The 18,164-nt window shown below is 55.2% G+C and carries 18 protein-coding genes and 1 tRNA gene; 9 read left to right on the top strand and 10 right to left on the bottom strand.

Annotated features, from left to right (window positions below; genetic code table 11):
* Window positions 1–55 precede the first annotated feature (55 nt).
* The 4 genes from P4L78_RS04445 to P4L78_RS04430 all read right to left on the bottom strand — a co-directional run bounded on the left by P4L78_RS04445 (window position 56) and on the right by P4L78_RS04430 (window position 2,783).
* Window positions 56–622, bottom strand: coding sequence for a fimbrial protein (locus tag P4L78_RS04445; protein WP_309327083.1), 567 nt, complete (start codon window positions 620–622; stop codon window positions 56–58).
* A gap of 588 nt (window positions 623–1,210) precedes the next feature.
* Complete coding sequence (locus P4L78_RS04440) at window positions 1,211–1,852, bottom strand: response regulator transcription factor (RefSeq protein WP_309327082.1); 642 nt, start codon at window positions 1,850–1,852, stop codon at window positions 1,211–1,213.
* 159 nt (window positions 1,853–2,011) lie between these two features.
* On the bottom strand, window positions 2,012–2,464 hold the full coding sequence (locus P4L78_RS04435) for a phage integrase central domain-containing protein (protein ID WP_309327081.1): 453 nt from the start codon (window positions 2,462–2,464) through the stop codon (window positions 2,012–2,014).
* A gap of 228 nt (window positions 2,465–2,692) precedes the next feature.
* A tRNA-Ser gene (locus P4L78_RS04430) sits at window positions 2,693–2,783 on the bottom strand.
* 454 nt (window positions 2,784–3,237) lie between these two features.
* On the opposite strand from P4L78_RS04430, the gene rbsK reads away from it, so the two are divergent.
* From rbsK to P4L78_RS04390, 8 genes are all read left to right on the top strand, one after another.
* On the top strand, window positions 3,238–4,128 hold the full coding sequence (gene rbsK / locus P4L78_RS04425) for a ribokinase (RefSeq protein WP_309327080.1): 891 nt from the start codon (window positions 3,238–3,240) through the stop codon (window positions 4,126–4,128).
* Window positions 4,125–4,523 (top strand): D-ribose pyranase, encoded by a 399-nt coding sequence (rbsD, locus tag P4L78_RS04420; RefSeq protein ID WP_283148968.1) that lies wholly within the window; start codon window positions 4,125–4,127, stop codon window positions 4,521–4,523. The genes rbsK and rbsD overlap by 4 nt, the downstream gene beginning before the upstream one ends.
* A 10-nt stretch (window positions 4,524–4,533) precedes the next feature.
* Entirely contained in the window at window positions 4,534–6,045 is a 1,512-nt protein-coding gene (locus P4L78_RS04415; RefSeq protein ID WP_309327079.1) for a sugar ABC transporter ATP-binding protein, read from the top strand.
* 66 nt (window positions 6,046–6,111) lie between these two features.
* Entirely contained in the window at window positions 6,112–7,050 is a 939-nt protein-coding gene (locus P4L78_RS04410) for an ABC transporter permease (protein WP_283148966.1), read from the top strand.
* A gap of 134 nt (window positions 7,051–7,184) precedes the next feature.
* Window positions 7,185–8,132, top strand: a complete 948-nt coding sequence (gene rbsB / locus P4L78_RS04405) for a ribose ABC transporter substrate-binding protein RbsB (RefSeq protein ID WP_283148965.1) — start codon at window positions 7,185–7,187, stop codon at window positions 8,130–8,132.
* Between the two features lie 173 nt (window positions 8,133–8,305).
* The gene (locus P4L78_RS04400; protein WP_283148964.1) at window positions 8,306–9,328 is read left to right on the top strand and encodes a substrate-binding domain-containing protein; all 1,023 of its coding nucleotides are present in this window, start codon (window positions 8,306–8,308) and stop codon (window positions 9,326–9,328) included.
* A gap of 120 nt (window positions 9,329–9,448) precedes the next feature.
* Window positions 9,449–10,426, top strand: coding sequence for a uridine diphosphate-N-acetylglucosamine-binding protein YvcK (gene yvcK / locus P4L78_RS04395; RefSeq protein ID WP_309327078.1), 978 nt, complete (start codon window positions 9,449–9,451; stop codon window positions 10,424–10,426).
* 220 nt (window positions 10,427–10,646) lie between these two features.
* Window positions 10,647–11,036, top strand: coding sequence for a lysozyme inhibitor LprI family protein (locus tag P4L78_RS04390; RefSeq protein ID WP_309327077.1), 390 nt, complete (start codon window positions 10,647–10,649; stop codon window positions 11,034–11,036).
* Between the two features lie 71 nt (window positions 11,037–11,107).
* Here the strand turns inward: P4L78_RS04390 and P4L78_RS04385 are convergent, their stop codons facing one another.
* Together P4L78_RS04385 and ribA are read right to left on the bottom strand one after the other, a co-directional pair.
* Entirely contained in the window at window positions 11,108–12,628 is a 1,521-nt protein-coding gene (locus P4L78_RS04385) for a fumarate hydratase (protein ID WP_309327076.1), read from the bottom strand.
* A 201-nt stretch (window positions 12,629–12,829) separates the two neighbouring features.
* Window positions 12,830–13,498, bottom strand: a complete 669-nt coding sequence (ribA, locus tag P4L78_RS04380) for a GTP cyclohydrolase II (protein WP_309327075.1) — start codon at window positions 13,496–13,498, stop codon at window positions 12,830–12,832.
* Window positions 13,499–13,620: 122 nt separating this feature from the next.
* On the opposite strand from ribA, the gene P4L78_RS04375 reads away from it, so the two are divergent.
* Window positions 13,621–13,938: a nucleotide pyrophosphohydrolase gene (locus tag P4L78_RS04375; protein WP_309327074.1), complete on the top strand. Its 318-nt coding sequence runs from the start codon at window positions 13,621–13,623 to the stop codon at window positions 13,936–13,938.
* Between the two features lie 76 nt (window positions 13,939–14,014).
* On the opposite strand, the gene mscL is transcribed toward P4L78_RS04375, so the two are convergent.
* From mscL to P4L78_RS04355, 4 genes are all read right to left on the bottom strand, one after another.
* A complete protein-coding gene (mscL, locus tag P4L78_RS04370; protein WP_283148957.1) occupies window positions 14,015–14,446 on the bottom strand; it encodes a large conductance mechanosensitive channel protein MscL in 432 nt (143 codons plus the stop codon).
* Between the two features lie 104 nt (window positions 14,447–14,550).
* Window positions 14,551–15,600, bottom strand: a complete 1,050-nt coding sequence (gene rlmM, locus P4L78_RS04365; protein WP_309327073.1) for a 23S rRNA (cytidine(2498)-2'-O)-methyltransferase RlmM — start codon at window positions 15,598–15,600, stop codon at window positions 14,551–14,553.
* A gap of 492 nt (window positions 15,601–16,092) precedes the next feature.
* On the bottom strand, window positions 16,093–16,818 hold the full coding sequence (locus P4L78_RS04360) for a hypothetical protein (protein WP_283148955.1): 726 nt from the start codon (window positions 16,816–16,818) through the stop codon (window positions 16,093–16,095).
* Between the two features lie 46 nt (window positions 16,819–16,864).
* Window positions 16,865–18,040, bottom strand: coding sequence for an oxygenase MpaB family protein (locus tag P4L78_RS04355; protein WP_309327072.1), 1,176 nt, complete (start codon window positions 18,038–18,040; stop codon window positions 16,865–16,867).
* Between the last annotated feature and the right edge of the window lie 124 nt (window positions 18,041–18,164).

Genomic DNA, 18,164 nt, shown 5'->3' with positions numbered 1-18,164 from the left:
CAACCCGCTCAGCACGATGCCTCAGAAACGAAATAATCCCAAGGCAGGCATGCTATTAATCATACCCAATCGAGTATGTCACGGTAGTGGTAACGTCACCGGCAGTTGCATTACCAGCCGGCGCAACGTATTGAGCCGCAAAGGGCAAATTCGCAGCGCCACCGACAATAAACTTCATCGGCGAGTTTTGCGCGTATTGACCCTTACTGGCATCCATGGGGGTCATGTCAATGCCATTCAAAATTTGAACTTCAACGCCGGTAGCACCGCTGGCTGCTGCATTTTTCAGATTGCCATCGGCCAGTGTATTGACACCGGACTCCAGATAAATACTAGCGGTGCCATGGTCCGCCGGCGAACAATTAGTCAGCGCAATATTGAAAGTGGTTGTGCCCGCGGTAGAACCAGCAACGGCAAGAGCAGATGTCGACACAGCAGGCAAAGTAACCGTGAAGTCTTTACCTTGGCCCTCACCGGAAATAGTACATGTCTGTGCGCTCACCATACCATTGATGGTAATGGTGCCATCAGAGGCGTGCGCGCCAATAGCGGCCAAACCGAGACCTGCAGCCAGCGCGACGGAAACGAGGGACAATTTCATTTTTAATACTCCGAAATGCATAGATATTGAATAGATTAAAACGCCCGACAAATGCCTGGTTATGCCAAAGACTTTTAAAATATCGTCAGTCCTTGAAGCTCTGAAACTGCAGCACCATCAGCGAAGCGAAAGAATAATCCATTGCTTTTTGATAACAAACAGAAGTTCCCACCAAAAGATGAGGATATTCAGAATTTTTTTCTCAGAATTATCTGAGCCCGCCAAAAGCCTTGGCAATCTGATTCAATATGTTGTGAGTATTTCAAAGTAATCGCCTTGAAATCATTCATTTTTTTAAAAAATACCAGCATACGCCATCTACCACAAAGATCCAATCCGAATTGCAAAGACATAGCCCGCGCAGACATAGGGGACAATCGCCTTTACCGGTAAAACACTCTTTATTCACGCGGGTGAATAATAGCCAGTCGATTGCAGGTCGCAGTCACTGTCCGAATGACGCGATACAGCCCTTGCCACGCTTATTGAAATGCTGAGAATTACACCGGCGAGCAATAGCCCACGAAGCTGTACGACCGTCGCAGACAAACTGCAGTTCTTCATTAGCGCAGGGCGGCTAATTGCCAATCGCACCGTTTAGCTCGTGAACTAAGAATGACTGTTAGCGTATACAACCAAATCAGCCAGGTTTCTTAGCCCGAGTTTGTTCAGGATATTGGTCTTGTGAGCGCTGGCGGTTTTAGGGCTAATGCACAGTTTGTTTGCTATCTCGTTGTTGCGTACGCCGCTGACCAGGTACTTGAAAACCGTCAACTCTCTCGTAGACAAGCGCGACAACCCATGAGGCAGCGATCCGTCAGGGCGGGCTTGTCCAGTTGGGTGTTCAGCGGATTTCTGCCGTAACGGACCTGAACTCGTCAATGCATGTCGGATTATGTCGACCAGTTCCCGCCGCGGCATTGTTTTAGCGATGTACCCGTAGGCGCCCTCTTCAATCGCATGCGACAAGTGGGCAGAGGTTTCCTCGCCCGTAATCAACACCACCCTCGCCCCGGCCTTTTCTTTATTTATGCGCTTTAACAGGGTAAAACCGTCCATGCCGGGCATATTGATGTCGGCGATGACAAGATCAACCTTCCCCTCTATGACCGCCCGCAGAACCACATGCGCATCGTCTGTGTCCACCACAACATCCAGATCCGGTTCGGGTTCGAGCATGGCCTTCATGCCCAAACGCACAAAGGGATGGTCATCAATAATGGCAAGTCTTCGAGCATGTGATACCAACATTTTCGATATCGCTTCAACGGTTTAGAAGCATTTATCATAAATATTCATGCAGCCGGGGATATATGCCATTGTTCTCGGATTTCCTAGGAATTTTCCTGTTTTGTCCGACGTACCCTATTCATTCAAGCCAGATCCAGAGCTGGTATCTTTTGGTCTGGTCTACCCGATACTCCTCGGACGAATTTGGGACTGGATGGCGAGCGCCTGCCTTGAAAGCGGAACAATGTGCTCTTCGCGCATCTTCATGCGTTCAGCCGGGATGCGCCATTGTTTCGCCTCCAGGTCAAACTCAGCCCACGACGCGCCAATCAGTTCACCCGTGCGCACAAACGTGTGCGACATCAGTTGCATCGCCAGCCGCGTCAACGGCTGGCCGTCGTAGGCGTCGATTTTGCGCAACAGTTCCGGCAATTCTTTGGCGCTCAACCGGGCGTAGTTGGTTTTGCAGGTAGGTTTGAGCGCATCAGACGGTTTCACGTCGGCGGCCGGATTGCGCTGTGCATAACCATGCGCAACGGCGTAACGCATGATTTGGCCGCACGTCTGCAATGCGCGCTTGGCAATGTCCAGCGCACCACGCGCCTCGATTTTCTTGACCGTCAGCGAGCGCATACGGCTTTCCCTGGGACTGGGCAGCTTTGATAATCGGGTCGGTCAGCTTCATCGCGCGGTACTGTGAGTAACTTGTGTGATAACCAGCCTAGTTACTCACAAATTTACTCAAAATCGCCCGGTGTTCCCAAGGACACTACTCGTCACCTACAGACAACAAAAAACCCCGTGAACACAAGGTTTCATCGGGGTTTATTTGCCAACGCTGGATGTCGTTGGGTGTAAAGCTGGCGGAGAGAGGGGGATTCGAACCCCCGATAGGCTATTAACCTATACACGCTTTCCAGGCGTGCGACTTAAACCACTCATCCATCTCTCCGCGGAAGAGGCCGAACTATACTTGATCTGTTTGAGCTTGCCAAGCCTGTTTACACATATCCTTAATGTGCTGATACCGGCCTCATGTTTGTGTTGTGCATGGTTAGTCTGACGTTGAGTACCCACACCCAAAATGTAGTTAAGTTACGTAATAATTCATGTTTTTTCGTAAAACACACGAACTACTGCCGATGACCAGACTGCGGAAGCACTCTCACAACTCTTGAAATTACCAATTAATCCATTGATTTTCATCAAGTTGTGCTGAATACAATCTGTGCTCAGCCCTTTCCTCCCCCTCCGTTCGTCCGCCAAATCTAAGGCAAATCCCGTAGTTCCACTTCCCGCCACTACAGCGCTCTGGTATAAATTCGATCCATGCTGATTACGTTTTAGCAAATCAGAAAGATTTTGTACCTGGGCAAATTCGGGTGCGAGCAGTTACGGAGGTCGCAATGGCACGGGTTTTGGTGGTTGGCAGTATCAATATGGATCTGGTCGTGCAGACCGATACTTTTCCGCGTTTGGGCGAGACTTTGTTTGGCAATCGTTTTGCCACCTACCCCGGTGGCAAAGGCGCGAACCAGGCTGTGGCCGCTGCAAGGCTGGGCGCGCAGGTCACCATAATTGGCCGCGTAGGTCGCGATGCGTTTGGTGCGCAGTTGAAAACAGTGTTGCAGCAAGAAGGCATTGATACGCGCTGGATTAGCGACAGTGACGTGGCCACCGGCGTGGCGGCGATTACCTTGTCTGCTGGCGATAACGCCATTGTGGTGGTGCCCGGTGCCAACCATGCGCTCACCCCGGCCGATCTGGATGCAGCCGATGCTGCATTTGCGCAGGCCGACGTCGTTCTGGCGCAGCTGGAAGTTCCGGTCACCACGGTTGAACACGCTGCCGAACTGGCCAGCAAACATGGCAAGCCGTTCTTTCTGAACCCGGCCCCAGCTACCGCCCTGCCCGACTCCTTGCTTAATCTGACCACATTGTTGACGCCCAATGAATATGAACTCTCCGTCGCTTTGAATGCGCCGGGCGCGGACTGGAAAGCGCTTCTCAAATGCCTTCCAGGGCGCCTGGTGATGACCAATGGCAAGCACGGCGCTTATTACACCGCAGCTAATGGCGATGTTCAGCATCAAGCGGGTTTCAAAGTTACTGCGGTAGATACCACCGGCGCGGGCGATACCTTCAATGGCGCACTGGCGGCGTTCTGGCATCTGGGTGCTGCTGAGGCCGTATGCCGCGCCAATGCAGCAGGTGCGCTCTCAGTGACCAAGCCGGGCGCGCAAGGCGGCATGCCAACTCTGGCTGAACTAGACGCTTTTCTGGAAGCACAATCATGAAAAAACTCGGACACCTGAACCGGGACATCACCCGTGTTCTCTCGCGCATGGGCCATACCGACAGCATCGTGATTGCCGATTGCGGTTTACCGATTCCGGATGGCGTGGAATGCATTGATGTGTCGCTCAAGCTGGGCACGCCGGGGTTTATGGAAGTGCTCGACACCCTGCTGGCTGATTTCAAAGTCGAACGCGCCGTGTTTGCCAGCGAATGCCTCACGCAAAACGCAGCGGTTGCTTCACGGGCTGCGCAAATGGCGGTGACGGGTGTTGGCATTGATTACGTCACCCATGACGAATTCAAGCAGCGCTGCAAGCAAGCCAAAGCTGTGATTCGAACCGGTGAATGCAGCCCCTACGCGAATGTCATTCTGCATTCCGGCGTGATCTTCTAAGGAGCCGGGCATGCAAATCAATATGCGCGGCATCAGCAAGGCTTTTGGACCGGTCAAGGTGCTCGAAAGCGTTGACCTGAGCCTGGCCGCAGGCGAAATCCACGCCTTGATGGGCGAAAACGGCGCGGGCAAATCCACGCTGATGAAGATTCTGTGCGGCGTGTATCAAGCGGATGCCGGCGAGATTCTGGTTGATGGCTCCGTGGTGAATATCCGGAGCACCACCGATGCCGAGCACCTTGGCATTGCCATCATCCACCAGGAACTCAATCTGATTCCGCAATTGTCGGTCATGGAGAACCTGTTTCTGGGCCGCGAACCACGCCGCTTTGGCGTGATAGATACGGCGACCATGCGCAAGCAGGCGCATACGTATCTGGATTTGTTGGGTGCCGGGCATATCGATACCGATATGGAAGCCGGTCAGCTATCGATTGGCCAACAGCAAATGGTGGAAATTGCCAAAGCGTTGTCGCTCAACGCTCAGGTATTGGTGATGGATGAACCCACAGCCGCCCTCACCGATCGCGAAATCGAGTCACTGTTCAAAATCATGCTGGATCTGAAGTCACGCGGCGTGGCGATTGTGTATGTTTCGCACCGCATGGAAGAAATCTTCCGTATTTGCGACAAGATCAGCGTGCTGCGCGATGGCCAATTTGTCGGCGAGCGCGAAATTGCCAAAACCGGCTTCGATGAAGTGGTGCGCTTGATGGTGGGCCGCGAAATTGGTGACCGCTTCCCCAAGCGTTCTGCCAAGGTCGGTGATGTGCGCTTGCAGGTTTCCAATCTGGCTGACACCGGAAATATCGCTGACATCAACTTTGAAGTGCGCGCTGGCGAAGTGCTGGGCATAGCCGGTTTGATGGGCGCCGGGCGTAGCGAAATCCTCAAAACACTGTTCGGGATCAATCGCCAAACCAGTGGCGAGGTACGGCTGGATGGCCAGACTTTGCATATCTGCAATGCCAGCGATGCTATCGGCGCGGGAATAGGTTTTGTGACCGAAGACCGCAAGGCACAAGGGCTGGTGCTGGGCATGTCAGTGCGCGAAAACGCCACGCTGGTGCATCTGGATCACTTTGCCAAATTGGGTGTCGTCAGCGAGCGGGCCGAAAGCGCCGCCGTGGCCGACCTCATCAAACAACTGAGCATCCGCACTCGCGATGCCGAACTGGACGTGAAGTCCTTGTCTGGTGGTAACCAGCAAAAAGTGGTGTTCGCCAAATGGCTGGCGGTGCCACCCAAAGTGCTGCTACTGGATGAGCCAACCCGTGGCGTCGACGTGGGCGGCAAGGCCGAGATTTATCACATCATCAATCAACTCGCTGCCGCAGGCGTGGCCATCGTGATGGTGTCTTCCGAACTGCCTGAAGTCATGGCCATGAGCGACCGCATTCTGGTCATGCATCAAGGCCGTCAGAACGGGATCTTTGATGCCACCAGCGCCACTCAGGAAAGCATCATGACGGCGGCAACCGGTGGGCAAACGTCGCCACTGACCGCAGCCATCCCGGCATAAACAGTTATCTATCTCTATCCAACCAGACACCGCAAATCAACGCCAGACACCAACGAGCAATTCATCATGACACCCAAAACCAAAGCCACATTACAAAAGCTGGGGCCGTTTATTGCCCTGCTGGTCGTTGCGATCGGTCTTTCGATCATGAGCAGCGACTTCCTCACCGTCGGCAATCTGTTGAACGTAATGCGCCAGGTCTCGATCAACGCACTCATTGCCTTTGGCATGACGCTGGTCATTTTGCTGGGCGGAATCGACCTCTCAGTGGGCTCGATTCTGGCGTTGTCTTCGGTCGCCATTGCCAGCTTTATGCAAATGGGACTGAACCCGGCGCTAGCCACCGCGCTCGGCATTCTGGCAGGTGGGTTAATGGGTCTGGCCAATGGCTTGATCATCAGCAAAGGCAAGGTTGCGCCATTTATTGCCACGCTGGGCTCCATGACCGTGCTGCGTGGCTTGTCGCTGGTGTTCTCTAACGGCAGCCCGATTACCGGCTTTAACAGCGACTTTTTTTCGATGCTGGGTGGCGGCTACGTGGCGGGGCTGATCCCGATTCCGGTCGTGGGCATGTTGATCATGTTTGGCGTGTTCTGGTTTGTGCTGAAGAAAACCGTGTTTGGTCGCCATGTGTATGCCACTGGCGGCAATGAAGAATCGGCACGGTTGTCGGGTGTAAAGACTGATCGCATCAAGATTTGGGTGTACACGATTTCCGGGGCGATGTCGGCCATGGCCGGCGTAGTGCTTACCTCGCGCCTGAACTCGGCTCAACCCACTGCCGGCACCGGCTATGAACTGGACGCCATCGCCGCCGTCGTGCTGGGCGGCACCAGCCTGACCGGTGGCCGTGGCTGGATTTTCGGCACGCTGGTTGGCGCGCTGCTGATCGGCGTATTGAACAACGGCTTGAACCTGATGGGCGTCTCGTCGTTTTACCAACAGGTCATCAAAGGGGCGGTGATTTTGCTGGCCGTGCTGATCGACCGTGGCAACAAGAAGTAAACGCCAGTGAGCCGGACGATCCGCTTGCGAGTGGTCACCGGCCCGGCGTGTATGCGCAAGAGCAGTCAAAAACTCACAAGAAGTAGCTTGCAACCCGTAAACAAAAACGCTGTACAGGACTTAGGAGTTCGATCATGAAACGTATTATTTCCCCGCTGCTGCTTAGCCTGCTTGCCGTTGGCATCGTGGCTTGTTCCAAACAAGGACCGGATTCGGCCAGCACCGCGGCCAGCGCACCAGCGTCGGCAGCAGCGACTGCTAGCGGCAACACCAGCGTGGGCTTGTCGATTTCCACATTGAACAATCCGTTCTTTGTGGCGCTGCGTAAAGGCGCAGAAGACGAAGCCAAGAAAGAAGGCATCACGCTGATTACCGTGGATGCGCAGGACGACCCCGCCAAGCAACAAGCCAGCGTGGAAGACCTGATCCAGAAAAAAGTAAGCGTGATCCTGATCAACCCGACCGACTCCGCCGCCGTGGCCAATGTGGTGAAAGAAGCCACCGATAAAGGTATCAAGGTGATCTCGCTGGATCGCAGCGTGAACGGCGCTGAAGTCAGCGCACACATTGCTTCGGACAACGTGGCTGGCGGCAAAATGGCGGCCGAATTCCTGCTGGACAAGCTGGGCAACAAAGGCAATGTGATCGAACTGGAAGGCATTGCCGGTTCTTCCGCCGCGCGTGAACGCGGTCAGGGTTTCCACTCGGTGATCGATGGCAAGGCTGATATCAAACTGGTTGCCAAACAACCAGCTGATTTTGACCGTGCCAAGGGTTTGTCGGTGACTGAGAACATCATTCAGGGCAACAAGAATGTGCAAGGCCTGTTTGCCCATAACGATGAAATGGCGCTGGGTGCAGTCAAAGCGCTGCAAGCTGCTGGTCTGAAGAACGTGGTGGTGGTTGGGTTTGATGCCACGCCAGATGCCATCGCTGCAGTGAAATCCGGCAATATGGCGGCTACTGTGCAGCAACAACCGGAGTTGATTGGCCAGTTTGGCGTTCAAGCGGCCAAGAAGCTGATCGATGGTCAGCCCGTGGATAAATTCATTCCAGTGCCGCTCAATCTGATCAAGCAATAACATCCGCAGTAATGGCGTAATACAATCCAGCGCTGACACCGACATCAACGCAGAGACTCCGGCCCCCGCGACAGTGTTTGTCCGGGGGCCGTTTTTTGTAACCAATGACACGGTGTGTTGAGCTATCTTGCCGGTAGTCCCGCCAAGCTGAGCCAGCACACCAGGAAATCGCAGTGAGCCAATTCGAGCGCCTGACCATCGACGACATCGCGCGGCTGGCGAATGTCTCCCGCACCACCGCGAGCATGGTGTTGAATGGCTATGCCGAGCGTTATCGCATTTCCAAAGCCACAGTTGAACGGGTGCAGCAAGTGGCGGCGGAGCATCACTTCAGCCCGTCGCAATCCGCGCGCTCTTTGCGCTCGCGGCGCAGCAACACCATTGGCCTGGTCATTCCGGATCTGACCAACTCGGCGCATTCGGCACTGGCACAGGCGCTGGAATCGCTCTGCCGAGAGCGCGGTTATCAGATGGTGATGGTGACTAGCGACGAAGACCCAGTTCGTGAAACAGAAGGCATTGCGCATCTGGTCGCCCGCCAGGTCGATGGCGTGGTGGTCGTGCCCTGCTCCGCCGATGCCAAGCGCTACCAGAAATGGGTCAAGCGTCTGCCGTTTGTGTTTGCTGACCGTCGACTTGATGATGCCGACATTCCTTCGGTAGTGACCGATGCCACCGAAACGGTGGCCAGTCTGGTGGGAGATGCGCTCGCTCAAGGCGCAACGGAAGTGGTCTACTTTGGCGGCCAGCCAGAAGTATCTGCCAGCCGTGATCGTCTGGCGGGTTATCGCCAAGCCTTGGCAGCGCATCAGCTGACCGAACAGAACGATTGGGTGTTTGAACGCGATTACCAGCGTGAATCCGGCTACCTGCTGATGAAGCAATGGTTCGAAGCGCATGGCCGTTATCCACAAGCCTTGTTTGCCGGGTCGATTACGCTGCTGGAAGGCGTGTTGTCGTTTATCAACGAAGCTCACCAACTCACCCAGGCGCCAGGGCGTTTGCTGACTTTCGATGATCACCAGCTACTGGATTGCCTGCCCATGGCCATTGATGCCATTGTCCAGGACAGCCGCCAACTGGCCGAGCAAAGTCTGGCTCAAGTCATCGCCATGCTGGAAGGCGCCGCAACACCCGCATCAATGCTCGTCCCCGCTTACATCCATTACCGGCGCCCGCGTGGGAGCGCCTTGTAAGTCACCGCGTGGCGCAGGTTGCACAGCCAGATCAGACTTGTGCAAATTCAGACTGTACCGCGCAGGATCTAAGGCTAAACTCTGGGTTTCGTCTTGACTTGCAGGTTGGCCGTACCATTTATGCCCGTTTCTCCGACCTACCCCAAAGTAGCTGCCCTTGGCGGCGGCACCGGATTGTCTTCACTGCTACGCGGTCTGAAGCATTTTCCGGTAGATATTTCGGCCATTGTCACAGTGGCTGACGATGGCGGTTCGTCCGGCATTCTGCACCGCGAACTCAAAGTGCCACCGCCCGGAGACATCCGCAATGTGCTGGTCGCCTTGAGCGGCGCCGAGGGCTTGTTCCGCGACCTGCTGCAATTTCGTTTCAGTAGTGATGAAGGCCATCATTATCTGGACGGACATTCCATGGGCAATTTATTGCTCACCGCGATGTTTTCCCTCACCGACGGCAATTTTGTCAAAGCAGTGGAAAACATGGGCAAGGTGCTCAATATCAAGGGCCGCGTTTACCCCGCCTGCCCGACTGCGGCCATATTGCACGCCGAACTGGAAGACGGTCGGCTGGTTACCGGCGAATCGCAACTGGCTTTTCAGGGTTCCCGCATCCACCGGGTGTTTTTCGACCACGATACGCATGCCGAACCGCAAGCAGTGCACGCCATAGAACAGGCCGATCTGATTGTGCTTGGCCCGGGCAGTTTGTTTACCAGCGTACTGCCTAATCTGTTGCTGCCCGAAATCGCAGACGCGGTGAATCGCAATGAGCATGCAGACAAAGTCTATATCTGCAACTTGATGACCGAGCATGGTGAGACCGATGGCATGACGGCTTCGCAGCATATACAGGCCATTCTCGACCACGGCATTAGCAAGGTATCCAAGGTGATCGTCAACGACGAAGCCATTCCGGAAGATGCGTTGCAGCGCTACGCCGAAGAAGAGGCGCAGCCGGTAGACAACGATTTTGCCAAACTCGCCGATATGGGCATTGAAGTGATTCCATCCCGGATTGCTGACCTGCGCGATGGCACTGTGCGTCACGATCCAATCAAGCTGGCCGCAGCGGTGTATGCCATTGCTTTGGGTAAGGTCTGACAACATAACCGGTTTCTGGTAAACCAGTAGCCGACCAAAGCACACTGTCAGTTTCGTATCAGATTTTTTCGAAATTCCCGAACTGAATGCTTATAATGCGAGCCGGATTACCGTTGCGCCGGTGCAATAAACAACCGGCCGTGCCGGATCATGGGCAAAACATGAGCCCATTTTTCATTTCAAGTGCCCTCAGGGCCTATCGATTTCGGGACTAAAACTGATGAACAAGAAACTGCTCGGTGGCGTTGCAATGATGGCTTGCCTGCTGGCTGGTGGCACGCAAGCAGCGGGTTGTGGCAAACCACGCAATGCTTTCGATACGGTGTACTGTGCTGGCAATCTGTTCTCGCAAACCGACAAATCGCTTAACCAGACTTATGGCGAACTGCGCAAACAATTGACGCCAGATCAACAAAATACACTCAAGCAATCGCAACTGGCCTGGATCAAAAGCCGCGACGAACAATGCAGCCGCGAAGACAATACCGGCTACTTCGTGAATCTGGATTGCGCGGTGACCATGACCCAAACCCGTCTGGACTTCCTGAAAGAACGCCAGCGCGAGTGCAGCAGCACGGGTTGTGAGGCGGGCAAGCTGTCTCAGCAATAACGAACAAATAATCCAAAAAAAACGCCGCTTTTCAGCGGCGTTTTATTTTGCACTTCCGTTAATGGCAACGCTCAGCTTGCCGTGACCGGAATCAAGCCAATCTTCGCCTGCCATTCTTTCGGTGCGACCGCGTGCACCGAAATACCGGTGGAATCCACCGCCACGGTTACCGGCATATCCACTACATCAAACTCGTAAATGGCTTCCATGCCCAGATCGGCAAACGCCACTACTTTGCTGCCCTTGATGGCTTTGGATACCAGGTACGCCGCCCCACCCACTGCCATCAAGTAAACCGCTTTGTTGTCTTTGATGGCGTCAATGGCGGTCGGGCCACGTTCAGCCTTGCCAACCATGCCCAGCAAACCGGTGGTTTCCAGCATCTGACGGGTGAACTTGTCCATGCGGGTGGCGGTAGTCGGGCCTGCCGGGCCAACCACTTCGTCGCGGACTGGATCAACCGGGCCAACGTAATAGATAAAGCGGTTGGTGAAATCGACTGGCAGTTGCTCGCCCTTGTTGAGCATGTCGATCATGCGTTTGTGCGCAGCGTCGCGGCCGGTGAGCAGCTTGCCATTCAACAACAAAGTCTGGCCGGGCAGCCAGGTCGCCACTTCGGCCGGGGTGATGTTGTTCAGATCAACACGCACAGCGGCAGCGGATGGTGTCCAAGTCACATCCGGCCAGTCTTCCAGCTTGGGGGCTTCCAGTTGCGCCGGGCCGGAGCCGTCCAGGATGAAATGCACGTGACGCGTAGCAGCGCAGTTCGGGATCATCGCCACCGGCAAGCTGGCTGCGTGAGTCGGATAGTCTTTGATCTTCACGTCCAGCACTGTGGCCAAGCCGCCCAGACCTTGCGCGCCAATGCCCAGTGCATTCACTTTTTCGTACAGTTCAAGACGCAGTTCTTCGACGCGATTGCTGGGACCACGAGCGATCAGTTCATGGATATCGATTTCTTCCATGAGCGACTCTTTGGCCAGCAGCATGGCTTTTTCTGCTGTGCCGCCAATGCCGATACCCAGCATGCCTGGCGGACACCAGCCCGCGCCCATCAATGGCACGGTTTTGATGACCCAATCCACAATCGAATCGGATGGGTTGAGCATGACGAACTTGGATTTGTTTTCCGAACCGCCGCCCTTGGCCGCGATATCGATCTCTATCGTATCGCCGGGCACGATCTCGTAATGGATTACTGCCGGTGTGTTGTCTTTGGTGTTCTTGCGCCCGCCCGCCGGGTCTTGCAGGATCGACGCACGCAGCTTGTTATCCGGATGCAGATACGCCTGGCGCACGCCTTCGTTGATCATGTCAGTGACAGACATCGTCGCGCCGGCCCACTGCACATTCATGCCGACGCGCACAAAACAGGTAACGATACCGGTGTCCTGGCAAATAGGCCGTTTCCCTTCAGCGCACATGCGGCTGTTGGTTAGAATCTGTGCAATGGCATCCTTCGCCGCCGGACTTTCTTCCCGTTCATAGGCTTTACCCAGCGCCTTGATGTAATCGGCCGGATGGTAATAGCTGATGTATTGCAGACTGTCGGCAATGCTCTCGATCAAGTCGTCCTGGCGGATGACGGTCATGACGTGCTCCGTGGTGCAGGGAAGGAAAACGATGATTTTACCAAACACTGTGTAGTCGTGTCGGCGCGGGTTACACGTATATCGATGGAAAGTGTGTTCGAGGCGGCGGGCTTACGCGGTACACCTGGAATGCAAAAAGCCCGGAGCAAGTCGAAAATTCGATCTTGGCCCGGGCTTTTTGTTGGGTGGCAGGTAAAGCGTTTATTCGTTATGCGAGCGGTAGTTCAGATGTGTATCCGGTGCCAGCATATGGCCCATTCTGACTCGCTTGGTTTCCAGGTAATGACGATTCTCGGCATTGGGTACGACTTGATGCACCAACCGTTCTACCACTGGCACACCTGCCGCTTCCAGCGCGGCCAGCTTTTTCGGATTATTGCTCATCAGGCGCACCGACTTGATGCCCAAGTCCTGCAAGATTTGTGCGGCGGCTTCGTAGCTGCGCGAATCAATCGGCAACCCTTGCGCCACATTGGCGTCGACGGTATCCATGCCCTGATCCTGCAAGGCATAGGCCTGGATTTTGTGCGCCAGCCCGATACCGCGACCTTCCTGACCACGCAAGTACAGCAACACACCGGTGCCCTTCTTGGCGATGCGCTCCAGCGCCATATCCAGTTGTTCGCCGCAGTCGCAACGCAAAGAACCAAACACATCGCCAGTCAGACATTCGGAATGCAAACGCACCAACACCGCTTCATGGCCAGTGACTTCACCGGCGACCAGCGCAACGTGCTCGACACCATCGCGGCGCGAGTGATAAACATGGGCGGTAAACTCGCCATGCCGCGTGGGTAAACGGGAAGTGGCAACAGCGTCGACCAGACGGGTCGCGTCTTCAAGGGCCGCGCTGGCATGAGAATTGGGCATGGAATAGTCCGACAGGCAGAGTCTGTTATTAGTCAAATAACATGATGGTGCCATCCTGCGTATATTCAATACCACCAGCACCGTTACAGAACTTGAGAAGTACGAATTGATAAGGATGATTTATGGATTTAGCCGCGCTGCAGCAACAATTGAGGGACTTCGTTCAGGCTCGCGACTGGTCGCGTTATCACACACCCAAGAACCTGGTTATGGCCATGTCGGTGGAGATGGCGGAGTTGGTTGAGCACTTTCAGTGGCTAACCCCGGAAGAGTCGCAAGCTTTGGCCAGTGATGATGCCAGGCGCGATCTGGTGGAGCAAGAAATGGCCGACGTGATGCTTTATATGCTGCAACTGGCAGATGTCATGCAGGTGGATATCGAAGCTGCAATCCAGCGCAAACTCGTGCTGAATGCACAAAAACATCCGCCGCTGCCATGATCGGATTACTTTGGCCGCGCATAAAAAAACCGGCAATCGCAGCCGGTTTTTTTGCGTGTCCAGCAATCTGAACGGATTACTTTTTCTGCAGCAAATCACGAATCTCACGCAGCAATTGCACATCTTCTGGGGTGGGAGCCGGTGCAGCCGCCGCAGCATCCTGCGCGCGCTTCATGCTGTTCAGGCCCTTCACCAGCAAAAACACCGCAAATGCCACGATCACAAAGCTGATTGCAACGTTAATGAAGTTGCCGTAATTGAGTGTCACCGCCCCGGCCTTTTGCGCGGCTTCCAGCGTTGGATACGGGCCGGGCACTTTGTCGCTTTCTTTCAACAGCACATACAGATTGGCGAAATCCACCTTGCCCAGAATCAGACCAATCGGCGGCATGATGATGTCTTTGACCAGCGAGTCGACAATCTTGCCGAAAGCGGCGCCGATGATCACACCGACGGCCAGATCGACCACATTGCCGCGCATGGCAAATTCTTTGAATTCTTTCAACATGAGTGCCTACCCCTGATTTGCTCTGACATGAATATGGCATAAAGGTTAGTCAGTAAGGCGCAAGCCTGTCAAATCTCGCGCCTTTAACCTTTGCCCGCGTCAGATTAGCGACGCGGTGCTTTCAGGCGGGTCAGATAGCAGGTGATCTCTTCGCGATCGTGATAAAGATGCTTTGCCGTCAGCGAGTATCGGACGTGGGCGGCGCCCATGGCCTGATCAATCAACTCAAAGCAGCGTTCGATTTCTGCCCAGCGTTTTTTCATCGGCAATTTCAGGTTGAACACGGCATGGCGCGCCGTGCCACTGGCCAGCCATTTGGCGATCAATTGGGCAATACGTGCCGGTTGTTCGACCATATCGCACACCAGCCAATCCACCGGATGCTGCGGTTTGTATTTGAAACCGTCTTCGCGCATGTGTTTAACGTGCGGGTGAATGGCCATGTCGCCCTTCATCGGGCCGTTATCCACAGCAAACACTTTCAGACCGCGCGCGACCAACTGGAACGTCCAGCCGCCGGGTGCCGCGCCCAGATCCACACCGGTCATGCCGGATTTAAGTAACTGGTCGGCGTCCGGCACCAGCGTCATGAACGCTTCGGACAATTTGAGAGTAGAACGGCTCGGCGCTTCGGACGGCATACGCACACGCGGAATGCCCATCAACCATGGGCTGGCGGCGACTTCCGGATCAACAGAACACACCAGCGCACGCGTCATCGACGGAAAGAACAAATGCAGACGAAAGCGCGCCTTGGGGTCGATCAAGTTACGCTCGTTCAGCGCTTTTTCGACGATGTCGGTAAAGCGGCGGGTAAAACCAGACAACGGCTTGCCGGCATCGCTATCCGGATGTTCCAGCCACACACCGTTAAACGCGCTGATTTTGCTGGATTTGAGCGCATCCAGAATCGGCGTCAGGCGATCTTTCTCACCCAATTGCACGTCGGCCAGCACGTGCAGCGTCTGCCGGGCAAAGATCAGCTCTTTGGGTTCAGGCGGATTCGGGTCGGCTTCGCCGCCTTTGCCTGGTTTGAACAGGGCAAAACCGGGTTCGGACTCCCAGCCGCCAGTCTGACCAGAGCGGGCTTCCCACTCCTGGCGGCAATCATTTTCAAACCCGGCCCGGCAGTAAAACAGTAACGCGTGACGCATGGAATCGCTTTCTAATCAAATCATTCAAAGGCGCAGGATACCTGAGTGCTTGATGAAAGCGAAAACTGCTGACGAAGTGAGGGTTTAATCCAGGCTGTTTGGTGGGTTACGCCTGTCGGCCAACCCACCCTATGGCAGTTTGCTTCAAATCCATACGACGCAACCCAGGTTGCAGTGATTTGATTTGGTTGTGGTGCCGGCAAACAATATCGCTGAACACGCCGACCGAGGGGACGCAGGATGCGCGTAAAGGCAACTGGCAAACAGTCTGTTTGTTTCGGCTTTTGACTTTGGGTCCCGTTGGACGCTCGCGTCCCGGGTCGCCTTTTGCTATCCCGGCTTGACGGGACTTTGGGACACCTTTATTTGGCGAAGCAAAGAAAGGTGTCGTGCCCCCCGGCACCCCGGGGCATCAAACGCCTTTAACACCCGTGCCGAAGGCATAACAAAGCTAATCAAGGCCGCAACGGCAGGTTGCACCCGCCCTAGCAGTCAAATGGCTTGTTGCACTGGCGCCAGCACCTGACCACTGCGCAGGCGCAGAAAATATGCGCAGTAACAAGCATCCAGCAGCGTCGAACCCGCGCACAACACCATCAAGAACACATCCTGCGGGTAATGCATCACCATAAACACCGATACTAGCAAGGTGCCCAGGCTGCGCAGCCAGGTAATCGTCCACGCGTAACCGATCATGGAAGGCTGACGGATCAGCAGCACCAGACACAGAATGCTGATGATGAACTGGCAGACATAAGCCGAGCGCGCACCAATGGGCGAATCGATGCCTGACAGTGTCATCCCCCAATACAGCGCCACAAAGAACACCACCGACGAGCACACCACGGCGTAGTAATGGCGCTTGAAAAAGTCCGTATCAAACTGGTTACGCCCCACCCGCAGCACCTGCCAGAAAATGAACAGATCAAAGAACAACCACGCGCGGTAAGTCCAGACCAGAAAAACACCCATATCGGTGCGTAGCGGCACGCCCCAGACAAACTCCCAAGCCAGATTGCTCGCCCCGGCCAGCACGGCCATTTCCACCACGTGGTTGCGTTTGGCCTGCAAGAACACAAAGGCATAGGCCACCACCCACAACAAGCAACCCGCGGCAAAGATGATCAACTGAGGCGTGGTGTAGATGCTGCCATCCACACTGACACTATTGAACAACGCGGCCGGATCATTGGCGCCGCTGGCAATGGAAAACTGCATGGTTGCTCCTTGCGTCTTGCTGTGATTGGTGGGAAAAACCGGAACTTCAAGCCTGACTTGCGGGCGACATCTGTTCCACTGCCGGTGCCGCGTCTTTCGCACCGACCGGTTCCAGCGGGCGATCCGGAATCCGGAATGGCGTGCCCGGATTGGGGCCAGCCCAGTAATGTTGCAAAGCTTCCATTAACGCCTTGCCGTATTCGCCCATAAAACTTTCAGCGGTATGCGAGCTGTGCGCCAGCCGGGTTTTGATGCGGAACACCCAACGCATCAGATCAATCGCCCAACTCCACCAATGTGTTTCGCGCAGGCCGAGATAACCAGCGGCGCGGCGGCCGAGCAGCACGGCCATCAGATCAGGCACCAGCCCGCCAGCGATTTCCGGCAGGTTTTGCTGCAAAAATTGAACGTGGGCCTGTGTCAATAATTGCCCGGCTTTGGATGGACCAAAATTGCGCCGATCCAGCGCCTTCCAGAACACGGCTGCGCTGGTTGCGTCATCCGGCATGGCTTGGGGCACAATGCCCAGCACGGCGCCGATGGTTTTCCACAGATACAACTGGTCTTCTTCGTCTTGGGGCGAGACGTTTACGCCCAGCACCCGCAAGCCCGCGACCGCTTCCATGGAAAACGCCAGCATGGTGCCAGCGAGTTCTTCCTGATTGATCGGCATGCCCCATTGTTCCGGCCACGCGTTTTGCGGCCAGCCACGGGCGGCCAGAGCAAAGTGGCGGATCGCTGCGTGCATCAGCCGCACTTTGCGGATAGTCAGCAGACCTTTGCCGCCCGCATCCAGCCCGCCCGGTTCGGCAGCATTAAGAATAAAGCGCAGAGTTTCTGAAGCGCGGCGTTCAAAGTGACTGGTTAGCTGGCCGGTAGACGCCAGCACCTGCGCGCCGCCCTGCTTGCCGGCATACAACACCGGCAACGAGCGACATAACAAGCTGACGCCGAACTGCAATCCGAATGTGGTAAAAAACTGCTGCGCGCGATGGATGCGCTGCATATCAACGTCTGCAGGCAACTGCGCGGTGGCGCTCAGGTATTGCGCCAGCAGGGGTGGCGTATCGTCCGGCCAGGGCTCGTTGCTTTCGAGGCGGGCGAGGACTGCATTGGCGCTAGCGATATCGCCCTGCTCGATCAACTGCCGGATGCAATCGTCGGCGAGCGGGTCGGCAGTGCGCTTGAGTCCGTCAAGGAACGAGTCACTCCAGTCTTGCATGGCAATCCTGACACGGTAACAAAGCGCCAGATCATAATTATCATTTTTCAAGCTGGCAGCAGAATCATGAAGTTACACTAACAACCTGGGTCAAAAGAGACATATTTTGCGATTTTGTATCTCT

The sequence above is a fragment of the Silvimonas sp. genome (assembly GCF_031291215.1).
Taxonomy (GTDB): domain Bacteria; phylum Pseudomonadota; class Gammaproteobacteria; order Burkholderiales; family Chitinibacteraceae; genus Silvimonas; species Silvimonas soli.
This window is presented reverse-complemented; position numbering and strand designations above follow the sequence as displayed.